The organism is Anabaenopsis sp. NIES-4685 (assembly GCF_059725405.1).
Map to the genome: position 1 here is coordinate 1,590,002 of NZ_AP043602.1, position 20,994 is coordinate 1,610,995.

Sequence of the window (20,994 nt, forward strand, 5' to 3'; positions counted from 1 at the left end):
TCGTAGGATTATATATCAAGTGGGCGATTTTCTTAACTCACTTATGTCAATGCTTGTCAACATAAGTATAGTTTTGTCTATAAAATAGTCAGATTAGGACTAGCTCACCCGGGAAGTTGCCACTTCCTCACAATTATGCCTTCAGTATGGAAAATCAGATCATTAAGTCATTAAGTGCAACTTTTAAGCTAATCAAAGCGATTAAACTAGATTAACTACGGCATCCGTCAATTCTGACTCCTCAGAAAGCATGATTTCATCATGGGTCACGGTGAAGGCAGTTGCTTGCAAAGCACGCAATAAAATATTGCGTGCGCCATTTACATCACGACAAATCTGTATTCCGCAATGTGGACATTTAAAAACTTTGTTCCCACCTAATTTATAGTGAACATGACCGCAGTTACCACAGGTTTTTGATGTATATGATTCGTTGCAAAGAACGACTATTACACCTTTCCTTTGTGCAGCTTGCTTGAGATGTCGCTCAAATTTGTAATGGGAAAGAGTCAGCATTTGCCGTACAGACTTACTGTTGATTCTGCGTTTCTTCCCGCTACGTCTTTTAATCACCATTTGACTAGAATCAAAGGTTGGCAAGTAAATTACTTTGTAGGAATTAACAAGCAAGTTAACAGCTTTGTTATGCAAATCTTTAATTAAATTCTCAATTCTTTCTCTGACGCGATTAGCAGCAATACGCATCTTTCTACGTTGACGGCACGTTGTTTTGGTAGAACGGCTGATGAGATTATCAAGGTGCTGACACAATCTTTGTATGCGTCCGATGTCTCCCGTTGCAATCTCTAAGACATTCTCGCCATCAAAACCAGTTAAGAAAGTGCGATTACCGGGGTCTAATGCTATTACCCTATCACTACCAGTAGGTACGGTTTCTTTATGTTGAGGAAAGCAGCCAAACCATTTACCACGACGGTAAACAAGCTCTGTGCCATATTCGCACTGTTCAGGAATAGTTTGACCAATTGTAGTAAAACCTAAACCTTTTGTTGTGCGCGGATACCAAGTACCATTTTTGAAATTGCCCACCTTGAATTGAATAGCTTGGCTTGTGGCTTTACAGCTTTTAAATTTCGCGCTACCACCTTGAGTGTGAGCCTGTTTAACGGCATCAAATGCCTCAAAACAAGCTTCTTGACGTTGATGCCCTGGTAATGTTTTCACCCATTCGGGTACATCTATTTTTTGAGCTATTTTATCTAACTCTTCAGCAGATATCTTGACTTCTTTTTCTATGCTAGTTTTCTTATCAATAATTAGTCTGACTTGAGTATCGTAATTATTGTGAAGATAACTAATACACTGATTGAAGTAATAACGATAAGCGGCAAGCCAACGCTTCCAAACTCGATGTAATTCTTTACTAGGAAATAGCCTGATTTTCAATACACTGTTCGGTGGCTGCTTTGTCGATTTCTTGTGACGCGACTTCTTTTTGTAAGTCTTGTTTGATGCTTGACTTGTATTTTCTAAGCCCGTATAACCTGCTAGAGAAACAGTGGATGCTCGACAACATATCTTGTACGAGTTCCTGTTCTGGACTGAGCTTACGGTCATTGAGAACCACGAGTTCGCACTCAAATTTTGTGCATAACCACCTAACCAATTCAAATCCGAACCGGACAAGTCGCTCAGGGTGGGGAAAGACAATACGTTAGATATCGCCGTCGATGATTCGTTCCAGAATGGCGAGGAATTTTTTCCGTTTAAAATTGAGTCCGCTGCCAACTTCTGAAATAATTTCAGCCTCTGGGTATCTTGTGCGTAAGTGTTCAAGTTGTCGTTGCAAATCATCTTGCTGGGAATGAGTCGATACTCGTCCATAGCAAATAGTTGTAATTGTCCGGGGTATTCCGCCAATTTTTCCGACTTCTTCGAGGATGAACCGCCTTTGACCGCCTGGTGTACGGATTGCTTTAAGCTTGCCTTCGTTTTCCCATCTCCTGAGACTGGAGACATGGACACCAAGGATTTTAGCTGCTTCCTTGGGAGTGACATGGTGCATTAAGACCTCATTAAATCAACTACTTTTAGTCTAGCGTGAGTTAATATTATTTAATCGCTTTAAGCAAATAAGTTACAATTACTTACACGTCTTCCCGATTGCTAACCTTGAGAATTACTCACATCATTAGCTATAATTCCCAGTAAATTCAATTTGCTCAAAACTTCTATAGCTGGCTTCAACTGGTTGCTAGTCACCTGACCAATACGCGCCACCATGACAATTGCTTGACAGCATGATGCCAAAATTCTGGCATCCACGCTGCCTAAAATCGGCGGTGCATCGATGAGGACTAAATCATAGGTTTGCTCAAACAACTTTAGCAGTTCTGCCATTCGGTTGTGACTCAGCAATTGAATTGTGTCCTCCGGTGTGGGGCCAGCAGTCAAAATATCAATAGAAGGGTGAATGGGTTGGATATAATCTTGGACTTGGGTATTTGTGTCATCAATTAATAACAGAGATAGTCCCCAGTCATTACACAGTTGCAAATTTTTGTGTATGTGAGGACACTGCAAGTTAGCGTCAATCAATAAGACGCGCCGGTTCATTCGCGCAGCACTTGCAGCTAGTCCCAGGGCCAAGGTGGTCTTACCTTCTCTAGATATTGCTGAAGTTAACATCAGGGACTTGTAGGGGTAAAGATGCTTGAATATTTGAAGGTTTTGGTATATAATATCTATGCTTTCATGGCTAGGTAACCAAGTGCTACTTTCTAACAAAGGGACAGCTAAATTTTCCTGTTTGCGCCAAAACCAGCGAGGTAAACCCTTGTTGACACTAGAGAGCGCCAATTTTGGCACTGACCCCAATATTCTCAGCTGCGTCAGCTTCTGTAATTGCTTAACAGAATATATAGTGTAATTCAAGATTCCCCAAATCAGGGAGAGGGCAATACCTGCAATGGGACTAACTACAACTCCCCCCAGTAAAAGTGTTTTTCTCCGGTCACTTGTGGAAGTTCCCAAACCTGCTTGCTCTAAAATTTGCCAATTAAACCCCCCCTGAGAAATCTTTAATCCCAAATACTGCTGGGTCTGGACTAATTGCTCAAGTATCTTGCGTTGAGTTTCTACTGCTGGTAGTAGGCGGTTGTACTCAGCTATAAGGCTGGGGTATTTGCTCAGTTGGGACTTGAGTTGTTTCTCCGATTCAGATAAACTATTTTCATGAGCCTTTAGTCCTTGTAGAACTGTTTGCACCTGAATAAATTCTTGCATCAGGGTAGGATTAACTTCTGTTGCTTCTCCTTGTGTCAAGGGTAATTTTTCGGTGTCACTAACATTTTTAATATCTTTGACATCTACCAATTCTTTGATTTCTTGCTCTAACAGCGCTTTTTGACTCTGATATTGCTGTCTGAGTCGTTCTAAGATTGGCGACTCCTCTGTATAGCGCATTTCCTCCCTAGCAATGGCTAGTTCAGTGTTTTGAACTGCACCCAATAGGGATTGGTAACGAGTTGATTGGTTTAAACGAGAAGCAATTCTGGCCTTCTGGGATAACTCAGCGATTTTTTGTTCTAGGTTATTGTACCGAGCTTGTACATCTTTAATCTGTGCGCGGGTAATTTGTTGCTGTTTTTCAACATCAGCAAGAGATTCTAGCAGGATTTTACTTTGTACTTCCGGGTCAAGTATATTATGCTGTTTGCGGAAATCTTCTAACTTTTTCTCAGCTTGACTCAGCTCTTTTTTGGTCTGAGGTAAGCGTGCGCTAACAAAACTCAGTCCTTGCTTCAGTCGTTCTTGTTGTTGCTGTGTATTATACTGTAGATAAACTGTTTGTAGAGCTTGCAACACTCTTTGTGTTTTTACTGGGTCATTAGCACTAAAGGAAACCTCAAATATTTGACTATGACCTTGATAAACTCCAGAGATGACTGGTAATTGCTTGACTAACAGACCTGTTTTTTGATTGTCTCTATGGTGGCCTTTAATATCTTCTAGGGTAATATCTGGATAATCAGAACGCAGAATATCTACAGCTTTCTGTATCAATTTAGAACTCACCATCAGTTTCATCTGATAGCTGTGATCAAATACTGGTGGGTTAGCTTCAGTTAAGTCATTATTTGTACTTAAGGAACTATTATTTACTCTAACTCCCTCGTATAAATTGGAGTGTACCAATATCTGCATGGAGCTTTGATAATTCGGTTTGATATTGAGAGCCAAGTAGCCAGTCACTGACATAAATATGCAGGAAATACCTAAGCAAAAAAAGCGCCGGCGAAGTAAAATTTCAGGTAGTCTTCTGACATTAACTGGTTTTATTGAAGAGTAATGAACCAGTTGGTTTTGATTCATACTTGTGTTACTCACTATCAAATTCCTCTAATATATAAATCTACCGAACGCTATATATGGAAGATTATCTTGTCGTTGCTAAAAAAAATGATGTTTTTTCACCCTATAGATTTACTATTTTACTAGAGGTTTATGATTTGTATTATGAAGATTGTGTATAACCCATGATGAAGCTATTTTTGTGACTAAATACCGTAAGCGGCGATCGCGTTATGCTGAAGGTAATCGCCTGGGTTCTTATACTTTAAGCAATCACCGCACTTTTAGGGCGGTGAAGTACGTCAAATAGTTACAATAAATTAAGGGTGGGTTGCTCATGGCTTACCCACCCTAGTGATTAGCTTAATAAGGCCACTTCCAATCGCGAATTTCCGGCATATCTTCGCCGTGTTCCTGAATGTATTGCTTATGTTCAATCAGCTTATCTTCTAACATCTGTTTCACATAAGCAGCTTTATAACCTAGTTTTGGCACGCGGTCAATTACATCCATCACCAAGTGGAAGCGGTCAAGGTCATTGAGCACAACCATATCAAAGGGGGTGGTAGTGGTTCCCTCTTCCTTATAACCGCGCACGTGTAAGTTTTTGTGGTTGGTGTGGCGATAGGTCAGACGATGGATTAACCAAGGATAACCATGGAAAGCAAAGATAATTGGTTTATCAGTGGTAAAAATTATATCAAATTCTTTACCGCTTAAACCGTGGGGATGCTCAGTTTGTGGTTGTAGTTTCATCAAGTTGATGATGTTGACCACCCGCACCTTTAATTCTGGGAAGTACTGACGCAGAATATCGACTGCGGCTAAGGTTTCTAAGGTGGGAACATCCCCAGCACAAGCCATAACTACATCTGGTTCACTCCCTTGATCATTGCTAGCCCATTCCCAAATACTCAGGCCTTTGGTACAATGCTTAATAGCAGCGTCCATGTCTAAGTATTGCAATGATGGCTGTTTTCCAGCAACTATAACATTGACATATTGGCGACTTCTTAAGCAATGGTCTGTTACCGACAGCAGAGTATTAGCATCGGGGGGAAGATAGACGCGGATAATCTCGGCTTTTTTGTTAAGTACATGGTCGATAAAACCAGGGTCTTGGTGAGAGAATCCGTTATGGTCTTGTCGCCAAACGTGAGAGGTGAGTAAATAGTTAAGGGATGCAATCGGTCGCCGCCAGGGAATATGATTAGTAGTCTTGAGCCATTTGGCGTGCTGGTTAAACATCGAGTCGATGATGTGGATAAACGCCTCATAGCAGGAGAAGAAGCCATGACGACCTGTAAGCAGGTATCCTTCTAACCAGCCTTGACAATTGGTTTCACTGAGCACCTCCATCACCCGACCATTGGGTGACAGTTTTTCATCTTCTGGGAGGATATCCGCTACCCACGTCCTATCTGTCACTTCTAGCACCGCACCCAGTCGATTTGACGCGGTTTCGTCAGGGCCAAATACCCGAAAGTTGCGGCTTTCTGCGTTGAGTTTCATCACGTCCCGCAGGAACTCTCCGGCTACTTTGGTAGCTTCCGCATAAGTTGTCCCTGGTTTGGCGATCGCCACAGCGTAATCTGTGAAGTTAGGCATTTTTAAGTCCCGCAGCAGAATACCGCCATTGGCGTGGGGATTGTCCCCCATCCGTCGTTGTCCTTGGGGCGCTAGTTCTGCTAGTTCGGGGATGAGTTTACCGTTAGCATCGAAGAGTTCTTCGGGTTTGTAACTCTTCATCCAGTCTTCTAGTAATTTTAGGTGTTCTGGGTTCCCGACTACGTTACCAAAGGGTACTTGATGCGATCGCCAATAGTCCTCGGTTTTTTTCCCGTCTACTTCTTTAGGTCCTGTCCAACCTTTGGGGGTTCTGAGGATAATCATCGGCCACTGGGGACGTTTGCTACTGTGGTTATAACCATGTACCCTAGCTTCTCTTTGGATGCTGTGGATTTGGGCGATCGCAGTTTCTAAAATCGCCGCCATTTGCTGGTGGACATCCGCAGGGTCACTACCTTCTACAAAGTAAGGTTTATAACCATAACCTAAAAATAGGTTTTCTAATTCTTCATGACTCAACCTAGCCAAAACCGTGGGGTTAGCTATTTTATAGCCATTGAGGTGTAATATAGGCAGCACTGCACCATCATTCACAGGGTTAAGAAACTTGTTAGAATGCCAACTGGTAGCTAAAGCTCCTGTTTCCGCCTCCCCATCACCCACAACCGCCGCCACAATTAAATCAGGGTTGTCAAAAGCAGCACCATAGGCATGAACCAGAGCATAACCTAATTCTCCCCCTTCGTGAATTGAACCAGGGGTTTCTGGTGCAACGTGGCTAGGAATACCACCGGGAAAAGAGAACTGTTTAAACAGTTTCTTCATTCCCTCTACATCTTGGGAAATGTTGGGGTAGTATTCGCTGTATGTCCCCTCCAGGTAAGTATTAGCGACTAGTCCCGGTCCCCCATGACCAGGACCTGCGATATAAATCATATTCAGGTCATACTTTTTAATTACCCGGTTGAGATGAACATAAATAAAGTTCAGCCCTGGTGTTGTTCCCCAGTGTCCTAATAGTCTGGGTTTAACGTGTTCGGGTTTTAAAGGTTCTCGCAGTAGGGGATTATCAAACAGATATATTTGTCCAACCGAAAGATAGTTAGCAGCACGCCAGTAAGCGTTTATTTTCTCCAGTTCTTCCCCGGCTAAAGGCTGCATTTGTGCGGGACTCGCTAAAGTCATATCAAACTCCATTGCTAAATTTTTTTGCTAACTCCATGGGTTTATCGTCAGCAAGACTTCTGAACTAACGACAAATTACCCGAAAATCTCATCGGTGAATTTACTTCTACAATTAGGGAGTTTTTAACAATTCTGACAGGATAGTTTTCTAATGATTTCTCTCCACAACCGCAACAGGAATACATTATTAACCTTCTGTTAACTTTCTCTGCTGTCTTCATGAAACACTAACAGATTTACTCTAGTATAGAAACATTTTTAATGTTTATTTTAAGTTTGATTTCCTGATCTATATTCAGCATAGAATAGTACCTGATGTTCCCCGGAAAATATCCTCAGTTGACAATTGATAATTATTACTTTTGCTAGATGCACATTTTCAACTGGTAATCATGAGTTTAAGTATTGCTGACTGGTATAATTATCAATATTGGTATATCAGTACTAATATAACTGTTGCAAAAATAGTATTATGAAGAATTGCTGCTAGTAGACTATTACCCAGCCGATATGTTATATCACACCCCATGCTTAAATGGCCATCTTCCTCACGCTCACGACAACAGTCAAAATACTATTCGCATTCGGGGTGCTAGACAGCATAATCTCAAAAATATAGACCTGGAATTACCACGCGATCGCCTGATTGTATTTACTGGGGTTTCCGGTTCCGGTAAATCTTCCTTAGCCTTTGATACCATTTTCGCCGAAGGTCAACGGCGTTATGTAGAGTCCCTGAGCGCCTACGCACGGCAATTTTTAGGTCAATTAGATAAACCGGATGTCGAAGCCATCGAGGGGTTAAGTCCGGCCATTTCCATTGACCAAAAATCTACTTCCCATAACCCCCGTTCCACCGTGGGGACAGTCACAGAAATTTACGATTATTTACGCCTCCTGTTTGGTCGTGCTGGTGAACCCCATTGTCCCATATGCGGGCGCTCCATTGCACCCCAGACCATTGACCAGATGTGCGATCGCATTTTGGAATTACCAGACCGTACCCGGTTTCAAATTCTCGCCCCCGTAGTCCGGGGGAAAAAAGGGACTCACCGCAAGCTGTTATCGAGTCTCGCTGCTCAAGGTTTTGTGCGGGTGCGTGTAGATGGGGAAGTGCGGGAACTCTCCGACTCCATAGAACTAGATAAAAATATTACTCATACCATAGAAGTTGTCATTGACCGCTTAGTAAAAAAAGACAGTATTCAAGAGCGTTTAGTAGATTCTCTTTCTACGTGCCTTAAACAGTCCGGTGGTATTGCCAACATCCTGGTCAGTCACAGCGAGGAGCAAGAAGAAGAATTAGTATTTTCAGAAAACTTCGCTTGTCCAGTCCATGGGGCGGTAATGGAAGAATTATCGCCGCGGTTGTTCTCCTTTAACTCCCCTTATGGTGCTTGTCCCCATTGTCACGGCATAGGCAGTTTAAAAACATTTACCCCAGATTTGATTATACCTGACCCGCAATCGCCAATATATGCAGCGATCGCCCCCTGGTCGGAAAAAGAAAACTCCTATTATCTAGATTTGCTTTATACTTTAGGACAAGCTCACGGGTTTGAACTCCAAACCAAGTGGAATCAGCTAACAGCAGAACAACAGCAAACCGTGCTCTATGGCGAAAATCAAGAAAGAAAGCAGAATTTTAAAGGTGTAATCCCCATTTTACAACGGCAATACGAGGGGGGGTCAGACTTAATTAAGCAGAAATTAGAACCCTATCTCATTGACCAACCCTGTGAGGTTTGTGGAGGAAAACGCTTAAAACCCGAAGCTTTAGCAGTACGCTTGGGACAATATGGTATTTTAGACTTAACCGGGGTTTCGATTCAAGATTGCCAAACCAGAATTGATCAGTTAAAATTAAGCGATCGCCAACTGCAAATTGCCGACTTAGTTTTAAGAGAAATCAAAGCCAGATTGCAATTCTTACTAGATGTCGGCTTAGATTATCTCACCCTTGACCGTCCCGCCATGACCCTTTCCGGTGGGGAAGCCCAACGGATTCGTTTAGCCACACAGATAGGTTCTGGTTTAACAGGGGTACTCTATGTTTTAGATGAACCCAGCATCGGTTTACATCAAAGAGACAACGGCCGCTTACTCAAAACTTTAACCAAATTACGCGAGTTAGGTAACACCCTCATCGTCGTAGAGCATGACGAAGAAACCATCCGCGCTGCTGATCACATCGTTGATATTGGACCAGGTGCAGGAATCCACGGCGGAAATATTACCTCTCAAGGCGACCTAGAAACCCTACTCGCAGCAACAGACTCTTTAACAGGTGCTTACTTATCGGGGAGACGAGTAATCACCACCCCAGCGCAACGAAGACAGGGGAACGGACGCAGTTTAGTAATTAAAAACGCCCATCGCAATAACTTAAAAAATATCGATGTAGAAATTCCCCTAGGTAAACTGGTCTCCGTCACCGGTGTTTCTGGTTCCGGTAAATCTACCCTCATCAACGAACTACTTTATCCCTCACTACAACATCATTTAACAAAGAAAGTCCCCCTACCCAAACACTTACAAGAAATTCAGGGATTAAACGCAGTAGATAAAGCCATTGTCATCGACCAGTCACCCATAGGACGTACACCACGCTCCAACCCCGCTACCTATACAGGTATTTTCGATGCAATTCGAGATGTATTTTCCCAAACAGTCGAAACCAAGGCCAGGGGATACAAACCCGGACAATTTTCTTTTAATGTCAAAGGTGGGCGTTGTGAAGCTTGTAGCGGTCAGGGTGTCAATGTCATTGAAATGAACTTTCTCCCAGATGTGTATGTACAGTGCGAAGTTTGCAAAGGCGCAAGATACAATCGGGAAACCTTACAGGTGAAATACAAAGATAAATCTATAGCAGACGTGCTGAATATGACCGTCGAGGAAAGTTTAGAGTTTTTCCAGAACATCCCCAAAGCTTTTACCCGACTGCAAACTTTATATGATGTCGGTTTAGGTTACATCAAACTCGGACAACCTGCTACCACCTTATCTGGAGGGGAAGCCCAACGGGTGAAATTAGCCACAGAACTATCTCGCCGCGCTACAGGTAAAACCCTGTATCTCATAGATGAACCCACCACCGGGTTATCCTTTTATGATGTCCATAAATTATTGGATGTATTACAAAGGTTAGTCGATAAGGGTAACTCCATCTTAGTCATTGAACACAATTTAGATGTCATTCGTTGCGCTGACTGGGTAATTGATTTAGGTCCAGAAGGTGGGGATAAAGGCGGCGAAATCATTGCAGTGGGGACACCCGAAGAAGTTGCAACCAATCCTATTTCTTATACAGGACAATATCTACAGCAGGTGTTACAGCAGTATCCAGCGAGTTAAAAAAAATAGAAAAAAAAATAATATGACAAAACACTAGCCATCCCCAAAACTCTATGCTATGCTAATAAACGATGAATAAGCATGGCTCAGTAGCTCAGTTGGTTAGAGCACGGGACTCATAAGCCTGGGGTCGTTGGTTCAAATCCGACCTGAGCCATTAGAGTAATTTTTAATGAATAACTCCTTACCCTTGGCTGCCCTACCCTGCTTGTAATTGTTCATACCATATTGTAATTCCCACTCAAACAGGTAAGAGTCTGGAAAGTTTTCTCTGATTTGAGGGGAATCATCGTAAGTGATTAACCAAGGGTGAGCGCATCCTCTGACCAATTCCCCAAACCTTTGATGATTAAAACAGGTGTGCAAATCACCATCTTTACCATATAACCTGGATTTGGTAGCAGTAAAATAAGGCGGGTCTAAAAATATAAATACATTTTTACCCTCTGCTTTCAATAAGTCACCATAATCCAAGTTAGTAATTTTCACATCATCCGTTAAAATCTCCCCTAACTTCTCTAGGCGGTCTATGGAAGAGTAAGTAAAGCGTTTATGAAAAGCTTGCTCAGAAAACCCCCCAGATTCTACAGTACCAGAAAATGTAATTCTATTCAGAACAAAAAAGCGTACTGCCCTGTCAAAGTCAGATAAGTTATTGCTGTCTATAGTGGTTAATTCTGCAAAAAGGATTTTACCATCTGTATATGTCTGTTTAATGTGACGGATTTCTGTTAACAGACGGCGTAAATCGGATTTTGCATATTTCCAAAACAGATATAACTCGCGGTTTAAATCATTAATCCAAATTTTCAGATAGGGATATTTTTGTTTCAAGTATATAAATACAGAACCACCACCCACAAAAGGTTCTCGAAATTCTGAAAAGCTTTCTGGTAAGTGTGCTGTTATTTCCTTAATAGCTTTTGACTTCCCACCAGGGTAACGCAATGGACTTTTGATCATAATTATTGGAGCGTAAGATCCCCGACTTCTTAAATAATTGGCATCATCTCATATAATTTGTCCAGAAGTCGGGGATCTGTGTGACTCGAAGATCATGTATTTGATCATCTTCACCGGGCGATCGCGCTGCTGTAAGGCGATCGCGCTGCTGTAAGTCATTTCATATACTCCCCTCCCTTTGTAAGGGGAGGGGTTGGGGGTGGGGTCAATACTACTCTAAAATTTTTATACTCTCAAAAATCTATCTTTAGATAGATGACAAGATTACCTAAATAGTATTACTGAGATTGAATAAAATAAATGTGTCATTTATTTTATTATGTCCAGAGCGTGGTATTATAAATTTCATCTATTTAAACTTTTGCTGTTTCTTCTTATAAGTATGCATACCGTTAAATATTTAACTAACCATCAAAGGTAAAACCCATGCAATTAATAGGACTAACTAAAGCTGTAGCCTTAACAACACTGACATTCACCCTCAGTGCTACCCCCACTTGGGGTCAAACCAATCAAACCCAAGCGTTAACTATCAAAAATTCCCAAGTAGTTAGTCAAAGACCCCCAATACTTTACAGTCAAGGTCGGTCTAATCAGGATTTAGCTGAAACTCACCTCAGACGCGGTATTGATTACTATGAACAGGGAAATTTAGCGTTAGCTCTGTTTAATTTCAACCGAGCTATTGAACTTAATCCTAATGACGCTGAAGCTTACTACGGTCGAGGTAATGTTTACTTTTACTACGGTCGCGATATTGTTTGCCGTGACCAGCATAAATGTGATTTAGCTGTGGCTGATTACACCCAAGCTATTAAACTTAATCCTAATTTTGCTGAAGCTTACAGCAGTCGCGGTAGAGTTTACCGTGACCAGCAGAAATGGGAATTAGCTGTGGCTGATTTGAATAAAGCTATTGAACTTAATCCTAATTATGCCAAAGCTTACATCAATCGCGGTATTGTTTACGCTGACCAGAGAAATTTGGCGTTAGCTCTGTTTAATTTCAACCGAGCTATTGAACTTAATCCTAATGACGCTGAAGCTTACTACGGTCGAGGTAATGCTTACTACTACGATCGCGAAATGCTTACTAGTTGCCCTGACCAGCATAAATGTGATTTAGCTGTGGCTGATTACACCCAAGCTATTAAACTTAATCCTAATTTTGCTGAAGCTTACAGCAGTCGCGGTAGAGTTTACCGTGACCAGCAGAAATGGGAATTAGCTGTGGCTGATTTGAATAAAGCTATTGAACTTAATCCTAATCGCAGTCATGTTGATCGATTTACTCTCAGCGTTATAGCTATAACTTACTACTACAATCGCGGTAATGTTTACGCTCAACAACAGAAATGGGATTTAGCTCTGTTTAATTTCAACCAAGCTATTAAACTTAATCCTAATTTAGATGATGCTTACGTCCGTCGCGGTGCTGTTTATGCTTTACAGCAGAAATGGGATTTAGTACTGGCTGATCTCAACCAAGCTATTGTGATTAATTCTGATTATGCTGAAGCTTACATCCTTCGCGGTTTTGCTTACGCTAACCAGCAAAAATGGGAATTAGCTCTGGCTGATTTCAACCAAGCTATTAAACTTAATCCTAATTATGCTGAAGCTTACTACGGTCGAGGTAATGCTTACTATAACCAGCAGAAATGGGATTTAGCATTGGCTAATTACACCCAAGCTATTAGGATTAATTCTAATTTAGCTGAAGCTTACTACACTCGCGGTAATGTTTACGGTAAGCTGCAGAAATGGGATTTAGCATTGGCTAATTACACCCAAGCTATTAGGATTAATTCTAATTTAGCTGAAGCTTACAGAAATCGCGGTGCTGTTTACGGTAACCTAGGAGACATCAACAAAGCCAGGGGAGACCTCCAAAGAGCAGCGCAATTATTCCGCAATCAAGGTAATACTGCTGCTTATCAAGAAGCAATTAGGCTTTTAAACTCAATCTAGCTGCAAAGATACCTGAAAGTAAGCACTGCAAAGATTTTAGAGAACTGTTCGCCCTTGTGTTGATGAGAAAAGCTAAAAAGCCGACTCGCCAACTTGTAACTGGGAAAGTCAGCTAATGGCACTCCACAAAAGTTGGCAAGGGGTAAAACTGGTTTAAACTACCCAATTTTTGACATATGCCCAGTCAACCCTTGCCAACGATAACCTCAAAAGTTCTTGCCTAACGAATAAGTCAGGTTCTGATTCAACTAGCAGCGCCACCAAATAATCAGCTAGTTCAAACTCAGTCAAGTCTTTGCACCTCATACATATTTCTGGATATTGCTTGAGGTATCCAATAACTAAACCTGTTTCCATTCTTTTAGTCTCCCGATTTGCACCTAACGCGGGATGATTCCCCAATATAGCAACCGCCAAGGAGGTTAGGACGCAAAAAGTAAGACATCCTCAATGGCATCTCGTAAAGAATCAAACTGCTCAAGTTTTTTGCGGATTCGACTTTTTAACCAAGACCAACATTTTTCAATCTGATTCAGGTCTGGAGAATAAGGTGGTAGGTACAACACTTCACACCCTGCGTACTCAATCAGTTGTTGAATGCGCCCACCTTTATGAAATGTAGCATTATCCATCACCACAACCTGTCCCGGTTTGAGTGTGGGAAGCAAACAAGCTTCAAGCCAAGTCTCAAATACTATTCGATTACACGCACCCTCAACAGTGAAAGGAGCTATCAGCTGATGGTTACACAGCGCGGCAATTATGTTCACCCGACCTTGACGACGACCTGATTTAAGTGCATGGAAGCGCTGTCCTTTTGAGTTCCAACCGTAATCATACTGGTCTCGGTTGTCCATTCCTGACTCATCGAGGTATACAATCTTCTCCACAGGTAACTTAGACAACTGCGTTACGAAAGCCTGTCGTTTAACCTCATCGCGCTCACGGTAGCCATAAGTCTTTTTTTTCGCGTAAAACCAATTTTTTTCAAAGCTCTTGAGATTGTGCGCTCGCTAATTTCTTCAGGCCAAAGTGAGGCCATCTCTACTTGGGTTTTATCGCCATGCACGGAAGCGAACTCACGAAATTTTTCCCAATCGGTAATTTTGTGACCATTCCCAGGACGCTTACTAGGCAAGGCTTGGAAGTCCCCCGTTTCGGTTTTTCGCTTCAACCATAGGGTGATGGTGTTGCGACTAATATTAAACATTTGACTGGCTTCAGTTTTCTTCAAGCCATCGAGTTCAATCGCTTGGATTACTTTTTGACGAAGGTCGTAACTGTACGGCTTGGGCATATACCTGTAGCAAGCGATCGCTTCACATGAAAAGGGACTACTTATAGTTTATGCTTAAATTACCTTGGCGGTTGCTATAGAATCAACCGGATACCGCGCAAGAACTTCTGATACAGCCAGATCATAGCTCTCAGAAGTATGGGCTGCTTTGGTATCCAGGACGGCTGTAAACAGCTTGCGAGTAAAGAAGGGTGACAAGGTAAACCTTCGCAACGATAAAACTGTGTTAGATGGGAAATCAAGTAAAATTACGTTGGTGGCGACACGGAGTTCCTTATTTTCCTCAGCCTGAAGAGCAAGTTCTTCTATCCTTTGGAGAGATTGCGGGTCAATCCTAGCAGCATGGAACGGACACTCCTGCCACGGTAGGATAACTCGGTACTCTTTTGTTCCGAAACCTTTCTTAGGTATCAAGCTAAATATCCTGAAGCAAAACCAGGGGATGTCGTTGATCACATTCAAAGCTAATTCAAACTCTCCATTAGCAAATCCATCTATTTCGCGGGGTGATGGATTAGAAAAATTAGCAACTATCTCCAACCCACTAAACCACGACACCAAGGCACCCTCACAGTCGATGACTCGGTAGAACTTTTCACCTTTGACTACACGAACATAATCCTGTTCTTCACTCACTGATTAACTCCTCTGTAATTAATCTATACTCTTTTTCAGCACTGACATACTTAGTAGACCCTCCCTTGGTTGCACCCCGAAGTTGTGCATTGAGAAGCATACAGCGGATTTTCATTGACGCACATCATGGTGAATTTGTACAGTGCGTAAGTCCTATAGGATTAATGGGAACTCAAATTTATAGTTGTATGCGTTATGGTTTATTTCCCAATAATCCTATAAGTGTCATTACCAGTTCACCTTCATTTTCATTAGAGAAAACCCTCACCGGACATTCAGCTTCGGTTAGTTCAGTAGCTTTCAGCCCGGATGGCCGTACCTTAGCCTCTGGGAGTGGGAATGGTACCATCAAGATTTGGCGGGGGCGTTAATGGTGTTGACGGTTGACGGTTGACGGGTCAGGGGTTAAGAGCTACGACAATCGCGGCCGGGGGTTAGAAACCCCCGTCTAATAGCTTAAGTCGGATAAATCCGACTACGTGTTAAATATAACATTATAAATCAGGTTAACAATCATTGCCTAGAGTATTTTTTGTAACCTAACAGTCCACTTTTAGTGGACTTTCGCTATTAGACGCTTAATTTATTCCCCGGCTGCACTGAGCAGCAGCGCCAATGCGATATGCTTGCAGCAGCCCTTCGCGATATGCTTTTGCAGCAGCGCTTCGCCATTCAATTATTAATTCCATGACACAAAATACCTAAAATTTTATCTGACTCTTTAATATAATAATTATTCAAATCAATAAATATATTTGTCCCTTGCAACTTTAAAAACTTCCAAATATCCCCAGTGGTCACCGCACCATAAATAGTTTTAATATCATTACCTTCTTGTTCATTAAACAACTGTGCTGCAAACATCGCCGCTGCACATTGTCCTAAACCAGATTTAATGTTTTCATTCTTAGCTTCAACAATGATTATTACAGGTGCATTAATTGTTAACTGTTCCTGAGAAAGACTGATGATAAAATCACAATAACCGTTTAATCCTTTTTTAAAATCTAGATTAAAATCAGTTCCCGAAAATAAACTAATTTCGTAATTACACCTACGTCTTACCTCCAGTAAAATCGGCGTAATAATCATTTCTGATCGGGCTTTTTCCGTATTAATTGCTAATGCTAATTCTGTAGTTTCTTCTAAAGTAAATTTGAGCTTTTCACTTATTTGTATAGGTTCAACATTCATAAATAAATCCATTTCTTCATGAATATGAATATTAAAGTCCTTTTTAAACTTACTCAAGGTGAAATCACTATAAGCCATGTGTATTACCTGATTTTTAGGAAAAAATATTGACTAAAATTTTACCTAGTGGTATTATACCAGCCTTGTGAAAAATGTCTAATTACATCCGCAACTGACCAAGCTTGAGCGATCTGCTGCAAGCAGATCGCTCTGGGTTTGAAAAATTCCGTTTGATGCTACAGGGGGAGCCGGGGGTTAGAAACCCCCGTCTCAAAGCTAAAGTCCACTGCAAGTGGACTAGTGGGTTACCTAGAACACCCTACCGTCAACCGCCAACCGTCAACCGTCAACCGTCAACCGTCAACCGTCAACAGTCATCTATAATCAAATCAAGCTATACCTAAACTTTTATGACTAAATGGTTTAACACTGCTGGCCCTGTCAACCGGATATACACTACACCCTACCCACCACCGAACGCCTACCAGAGTTAAAACGCCTGATTGCCCAGCGCAATTACTTTGTCATCCATGCACCCAGACAAACCGGTAAAACTACTGCCATGCTCACCCTTGCACAGCAGTTAACAGCCAGTGGTCAGTACACCGCCGTCTTACTATCCTTAGAAGTGGGTGCAGTATTCCCCCATGATCCCCTGGCGGCGCAAAATAGTATTTTAAATCACTGGCAGAATCAAATCCGGTTTTTAAAGTTACCCTTACCACATATTAATCAGATTAAGGAAGAAACGGGAATCACCCAGTTAGATTTACAAACAGTTCTCAGTATGTGGGCTGCTAGTTCTCCCCTTCCCCTGGTAGTATTCTTAGATGAAATTGATGCCTTAAGTGATGAAACCTTAATCTCTGTACTGCGACAATTACGCTCCGGTTATCCTAGTCGCCCCCAAGGTTTCCCCCAATGTGTGGCGTTAATTGGGATGCGGGATGTACGGGATTATAAAGTAGCTTCTGGTGGTACTGACAGGTTAAATACTTCCAGCCCCTTTAATATCAAGGTGCGCTCTCTCACTTTAAGTAATTTCACCTTAAAAGATGTAAGTAATCTATACGCACAACACACCCAAGCCACAGGGCAAATCTTTACCCCCGAAGCCATTAACCACGCCTACTATTTAACCCAGGGTCAACCTTGGTTAGTTAATGCTTTAGCTAAGGAAGTTACAGAATACCTAGCAGAAGATGTAAATATCCCCATCACTATAGACTTAATCAATCAAGCTAAGGATATACTAATTCAAAGGCAAGACACCCACCTAGATAGTCTCGCCGAGCGACTGCGAGAAGATAGAGTAAAAGCAATTATTCAACCCATGTTAGCCGGGGAAGAATTACCAGATGTGCCTAATGATGATATTCGTTTTGTGCTAGATTTAGGATTGTGTCGCTATCATCCCATTAGAGGTTTAGAAATTGCTAACCCCATATATAGAGAGGTTTTGCCTAAAGTTTTAGCCTATACCCCCATTATGTCCCTAGGAGTGATTGAACCTGAATGGTTGAGTGCTAGTGGTGAATTAATCCCAGAAAAATTATTAGGCTTATTCTTAGACTTTTGGCGACAACACGGGGAACCATTATTTAAAAGTACCCCTTACCCAGAAATTGCGCCCCACTTAGTATTAATGGCATTTTTACACCGGGTAGTTAATGGTGGTGGTAGCTTAGAACGGGAATACGCCATAGGTTCCGGGAGGATGGATATATGTTTAAGGTATGGTGATGTAGTCTTAGGGATGGAATTAAAGGTATGGAAACAGGGTAAACCCGACCCCTTACCCCAAGGATTGATACAGTTAGATAAGTATTTATCAGGATTAAATTTAGATACAGGATGGTTAGTAATATTTGACCGTCGCCCCGACTTACCCCCCATCAGCGATCGCACTACCACGGAAATAGCCCTAAGTCCCCAAGGGAGAAATATTACAGTAATTCGGGGTTAGGTTTGGATTTGTTGACGGTGGTCGGTGAGCGGAGTCGAACCGTTGACTGTTGACTGTTGACTGTTGACTGTTGACGGTTGACTGTTGACTGGGAAGAGGTGTGACCATCAACAATTAGCCGGGGAATAAATTAAGCGTCTAATAGCTAAAGTCCACTAAAAGTGGACTTGTGAGTTACATATAATACTCTAGGCAATGATTGTTAACCCTATTTATAATCTTATATTCAACACCCAGTCGGATTTATCCGACTTTAGCTATTAGACAGGGGTTTCTAACCCCTGGCTCCCTGTGGTCGTAGCTCTTAAACCCTGACCCGTCACCCATCACCCATCACCCATCACCCGTCACCCATCACCCGTCACCCATCACCCGTCACCCATCACCCATCACCCGTCACCCATCACCCGTCACCCATCACCCATCACCCATCAACCGTCAACCGTGTGCTATTATACAACCCTGGTGAAAAATGTCTGATTACTTCCGCAACTGACCAAGCTTGAGCGATCGCACCTTTAGGGGTATGGGGAAAATCCCCATCAAAAATTTCTGAAATCGATTGTATACAACCATCACAAAGGAAATGATCTAGTAATGGTTGCCAATCAAAAGGTAAAGGTAGTTGGGGGTAAGAACGCTCCCAAGCCCGAGTAAACGGACCAATCAACCAAGCCCAAACAGTCCCCTGGTGGTAGGAGCGATCGCGCTGTAGGGAATCTCCAATATATTTACCGATATAAGCAGCGTCAGATGTATCTAGACTCCGCAAACCATAGGGAGTAAGTAAACGCACAGTAGCTAAATCAACTACAGCCTGGCTCTGCTGTAGTGAAAAGCCGCAATGATGCAAGGACAATGCTATCACTGCATTAGGGCGAATCTGGGCATTACGGCGGTCATCTAATTCTATAGTGTCGTATAAATAACCTAATGGATTCCAAAACTTTTGTAGAGAAATTTTTACTTGTTCCGCTTGCTGACCATAACGCAGGGCTTGCTTTACCAAGCGGGTGCAATCCCCTAACTGCATTTCCCCTAAGCGTTGCGCCCATTTACTCATCCAACATAAAGCGGAATACCACAGAGCATTGATTTCTACTGCTTTACCATTGCGGGGGGTAATAGCTTCTCCGTCAATTACCACATCCATCCAGGTAAGAGCCATACCGGGGACATCCCAACTCACTAAGCCATCAGTAGCATCAACTTGGATATTATAATGAGTCCCACCCATAAAAGCTTTGTGAATTTGTTGCACAATGGGAAACTGAGCCGCCAAAAACTCCCAATCTTGGGTAGCTTCTAAATATAGCCCTAAAGTTTCAATCCACCATAAAGCTGCATCAATACTGTTATAAGAGGGTTCACCATCAACATCAGGAAAAACATTAGGTATCAGACCGTGACGACAGTAACGCCCAAAGGTTTGTAATAGTCCTTTAGCTAGTTCAAAGCGCCCGGTGACTAAAGCTAAACCAGGTATAGCAATCAAGGTGTCACGTCCCCAGTCATTAAACCAGTGGTAACCAGCAATCACCGTGGGTCCAGCAATGGAAGCTCGATGAACAATAAATTGATCGCTGGTTTTTAATAATTTTTGCCAAATCGGGGATGAGGAGGATTTATGGGTTACCCAGCCAAAAATTTGGGATAGTCTTTTTTGTTCTGCTTCCACCGCAGCGGTAAAAATTTCTGGGGTGAGTAGACCTAGCTGTGGGTCAGGAAAACCCATCTGTGCTTCTAGAACAATGGCATCTCCCGGTTCTAGTTTAACTGTTAAGTAGCCAGGGCTGTAGAGGTCTTCGCGATCGCCTAATCCTCGTTTTTTCTCTTCTGGTAATAAATAATCCCAGTACCAAACCCTATTAGCTTGATATTCCCCTCTACTCCAGCGCAAATACCATGGTGTACCGAATCCCCCCGGAAATATGGCTTGGAGACAAACTTGATTTTTACCCAGTAATTGTGAAAACTCTAAGCCTGGATCACCTTTTTGCTGGTGGTGAAAATCCCGATCGCCTATCAGCAGCCGTAACCGTAAATTTACTGTAGTGTATCCCTGATAAACATACTTAACTAACAACTGATTTTTACAAATATCCCCTAAAACGTGGGGCATGATTAACTCTCTACTGAGTTGCCAATTGTCTTGGCTCCAAATCCATTTGGGAACTGGGTTAATATCAAAATAGTGCAGCAACTTGTAACCCTGGGGGGCAATTTCATCATTACCCCAGCAGTTTGTCCCTAGTGAAATCACCTTTCCTGAGACTTCTAAACTTGCTTCCAAGTGGGAAAACAACAGGGTACGCCCACAGGGGGGATTAGTGGCGGCAAATAGCCAACCATGATAAGTGCGGGTGCGAACATCTGAAATTGTCCCACTGGCAAAACTCCCCAAGCCATTAGTTAGTAACCATTCTCTTGTGTCTAAATCAGGCATTTTTTACTCAAAATCGTTATGACTATGATATAGTCGTAACAGTTTGTAATTAAATTTTAGACGGGTAAGTGTGAACTGACCCGAGTTTCAACGCTC

General features: G+C 42.2%; 12 protein-coding genes, 1 tRNA gene and 3 pseudogenes. 6 read left to right on the top strand and 10 right to left on the bottom strand.

Annotated elements, in window-relative coordinates:
- Window positions 1-201 precede the first annotated feature (201 nt).
- The 4 genes and pseudogenes from AC6IZ0_RS06975 to AC6IZ0_RS06990 form a co-directional block, all read right to left on the bottom strand.
- Window positions 202-1,407: an RNA-guided endonuclease InsQ/TnpB family protein gene (locus AC6IZ0_RS06975; protein WP_497725559.1), complete on the bottom strand. Its 1,206-nt coding sequence runs from the start codon at window positions 1,405-1,407 to the stop codon at window positions 202-204.
- Window positions 1,385-2,026, bottom strand: a pseudogene (locus tag AC6IZ0_RS06980) (IS607 family transposase). The gene AC6IZ0_RS06975 and the pseudogene AC6IZ0_RS06980 overlap by 23 nt, the downstream one beginning before the upstream one ends.
- A gap of 101 nt (window positions 2,027-2,127) precedes the next feature.
- The gene (locus AC6IZ0_RS06985) at window positions 2,128-4,335 is read right to left on the bottom strand and encodes a GumC family protein (RefSeq protein WP_497726014.1); all 2,208 of its coding nucleotides are present in this window, start codon (window positions 4,333-4,335) and stop codon (window positions 2,128-2,130) included.
- Window positions 4,336-4,677: 342 nt separating this feature from the next.
- Window positions 4,678-7,068 (bottom strand): phosphoketolase family protein, encoded by a 2,391-nt coding sequence (locus tag AC6IZ0_RS06990; RefSeq protein ID WP_497725560.1) that lies wholly within the window; start codon window positions 7,066-7,068, stop codon window positions 4,678-4,680.
- A gap of 510 nt (window positions 7,069-7,578) precedes the next feature.
- Between AC6IZ0_RS06990 and uvrA the strand changes: the two genes are divergently transcribed.
- On the top strand, window positions 7,579-10,425 hold the full coding sequence (gene uvrA, locus AC6IZ0_RS06995; RefSeq protein ID WP_497725562.1) for an excinuclease ABC subunit UvrA: 2,847 nt from the start codon (window positions 7,579-7,581) through the stop codon (window positions 10,423-10,425).
- Window positions 10,426-10,508: 83 nt separating this feature from the next.
- Window positions 10,509-10,582 (top strand) — tRNA-Met (locus AC6IZ0_RS07000).
- Here AC6IZ0_RS07000 and AC6IZ0_RS07005 read toward each other — a convergent pair.
- A complete protein-coding gene (locus AC6IZ0_RS07005; protein ID WP_497725564.1) occupies window positions 10,564-11,388 on the bottom strand; it encodes a DNA adenine methylase in 825 nt (274 codons plus the stop codon). The two genes, AC6IZ0_RS07000 and AC6IZ0_RS07005, sit on opposite strands and share 19 nt — an antisense overlap.
- Before the next feature lie 426 nt (window positions 11,389-11,814).
- On the opposite strand from AC6IZ0_RS07005, the gene AC6IZ0_RS07010 reads away from it, so the two are divergent.
- Complete coding sequence (locus tag AC6IZ0_RS07010; protein WP_497725565.1) at window positions 11,815-13,359, top strand: tetratricopeptide repeat protein; 1,545 nt, start codon at window positions 11,815-11,817, stop codon at window positions 13,357-13,359.
- A gap of 153 nt (window positions 13,360-13,512) precedes the next feature.
- Here AC6IZ0_RS07010 and AC6IZ0_RS07015 read toward each other — a convergent pair whose 3' ends face one another.
- From AC6IZ0_RS07015 to AC6IZ0_RS07025, 3 genes are all read right to left on the bottom strand, one after another.
- The gene (locus AC6IZ0_RS07015) at window positions 13,513-13,716 is read right to left on the bottom strand and encodes a hypothetical protein (protein WP_497725566.1); all 204 of its coding nucleotides are present in this window, start codon (window positions 13,714-13,716) and stop codon (window positions 13,513-13,515) included.
- Between the two features lie 65 nt (window positions 13,717-13,781).
- Window positions 13,782-14,656, bottom strand: a protein-coding gene (locus tag AC6IZ0_RS07020; RefSeq protein WP_497722827.1) for an IS630 family transposase whose coding sequence is annotated in 2 segments (ribosomal slippage) — window positions 13,782-14,324 and window positions 14,327-14,656 — 873 coding nt in all. Because the reading frame shifts where the segments join, the coding sequence is not laid out codon by codon here.
- Window positions 14,657-14,710: 54 nt separating this feature from the next.
- Window positions 14,711-15,292 carry a hypothetical protein gene (locus tag AC6IZ0_RS07025; protein ID WP_497725568.1) on the bottom strand — a complete coding sequence of 194 codons (582 nt, stop codon included), beginning with the start codon at window positions 15,290-15,292 and terminating at the stop codon, window positions 14,711-14,713.
- Window positions 15,293-15,549: 257 nt separating this feature from the next.
- Here AC6IZ0_RS07025 and AC6IZ0_RS07030 point away from each other — a divergent pair.
- Window positions 15,550-15,663, top strand: a pseudogene (locus tag AC6IZ0_RS07030) (hypothetical protein); the annotation flags it as partial.
- Between the two features lie 301 nt (window positions 15,664-15,964).
- Here AC6IZ0_RS07030 and AC6IZ0_RS07035 read toward each other — a convergent pair.
- Window positions 15,965-16,564 carry a hypothetical protein gene (locus AC6IZ0_RS07035; RefSeq protein WP_497725570.1) on the bottom strand — a complete coding sequence of 200 codons (600 nt, stop codon included), beginning with the start codon at window positions 16,562-16,564 and terminating at the stop codon, window positions 15,965-15,967.
- Between the two features lie 104 nt (window positions 16,565-16,668).
- Here AC6IZ0_RS07035 and AC6IZ0_RS07040 point away from each other — a divergent pair, with 104 nt between their 5' ends.
- Window positions 16,669-16,890, top strand: a complete 222-nt coding sequence (locus tag AC6IZ0_RS07040) for a hypothetical protein (protein ID WP_497725571.1) — start codon at window positions 16,669-16,671, stop codon at window positions 16,888-16,890.
- Between the two features lie 6 nt (window positions 16,891-16,896).
- Window positions 16,897-18,452: pseudogene (locus tag AC6IZ0_RS07045) on the top strand (P-loop NTPase family protein).
- Between the two features lie 424 nt (window positions 18,453-18,876).
- Here AC6IZ0_RS07045 and AC6IZ0_RS07050 read toward each other — a convergent pair.
- Window positions 18,877-20,898, bottom strand: a complete 2,022-nt coding sequence (locus tag AC6IZ0_RS07050) for an amylo-alpha-1,6-glucosidase (protein WP_497725572.1) — start codon at window positions 20,896-20,898, stop codon at window positions 18,877-18,879.
- Window positions 20,899-20,994 lie beyond the last annotated feature (96 nt).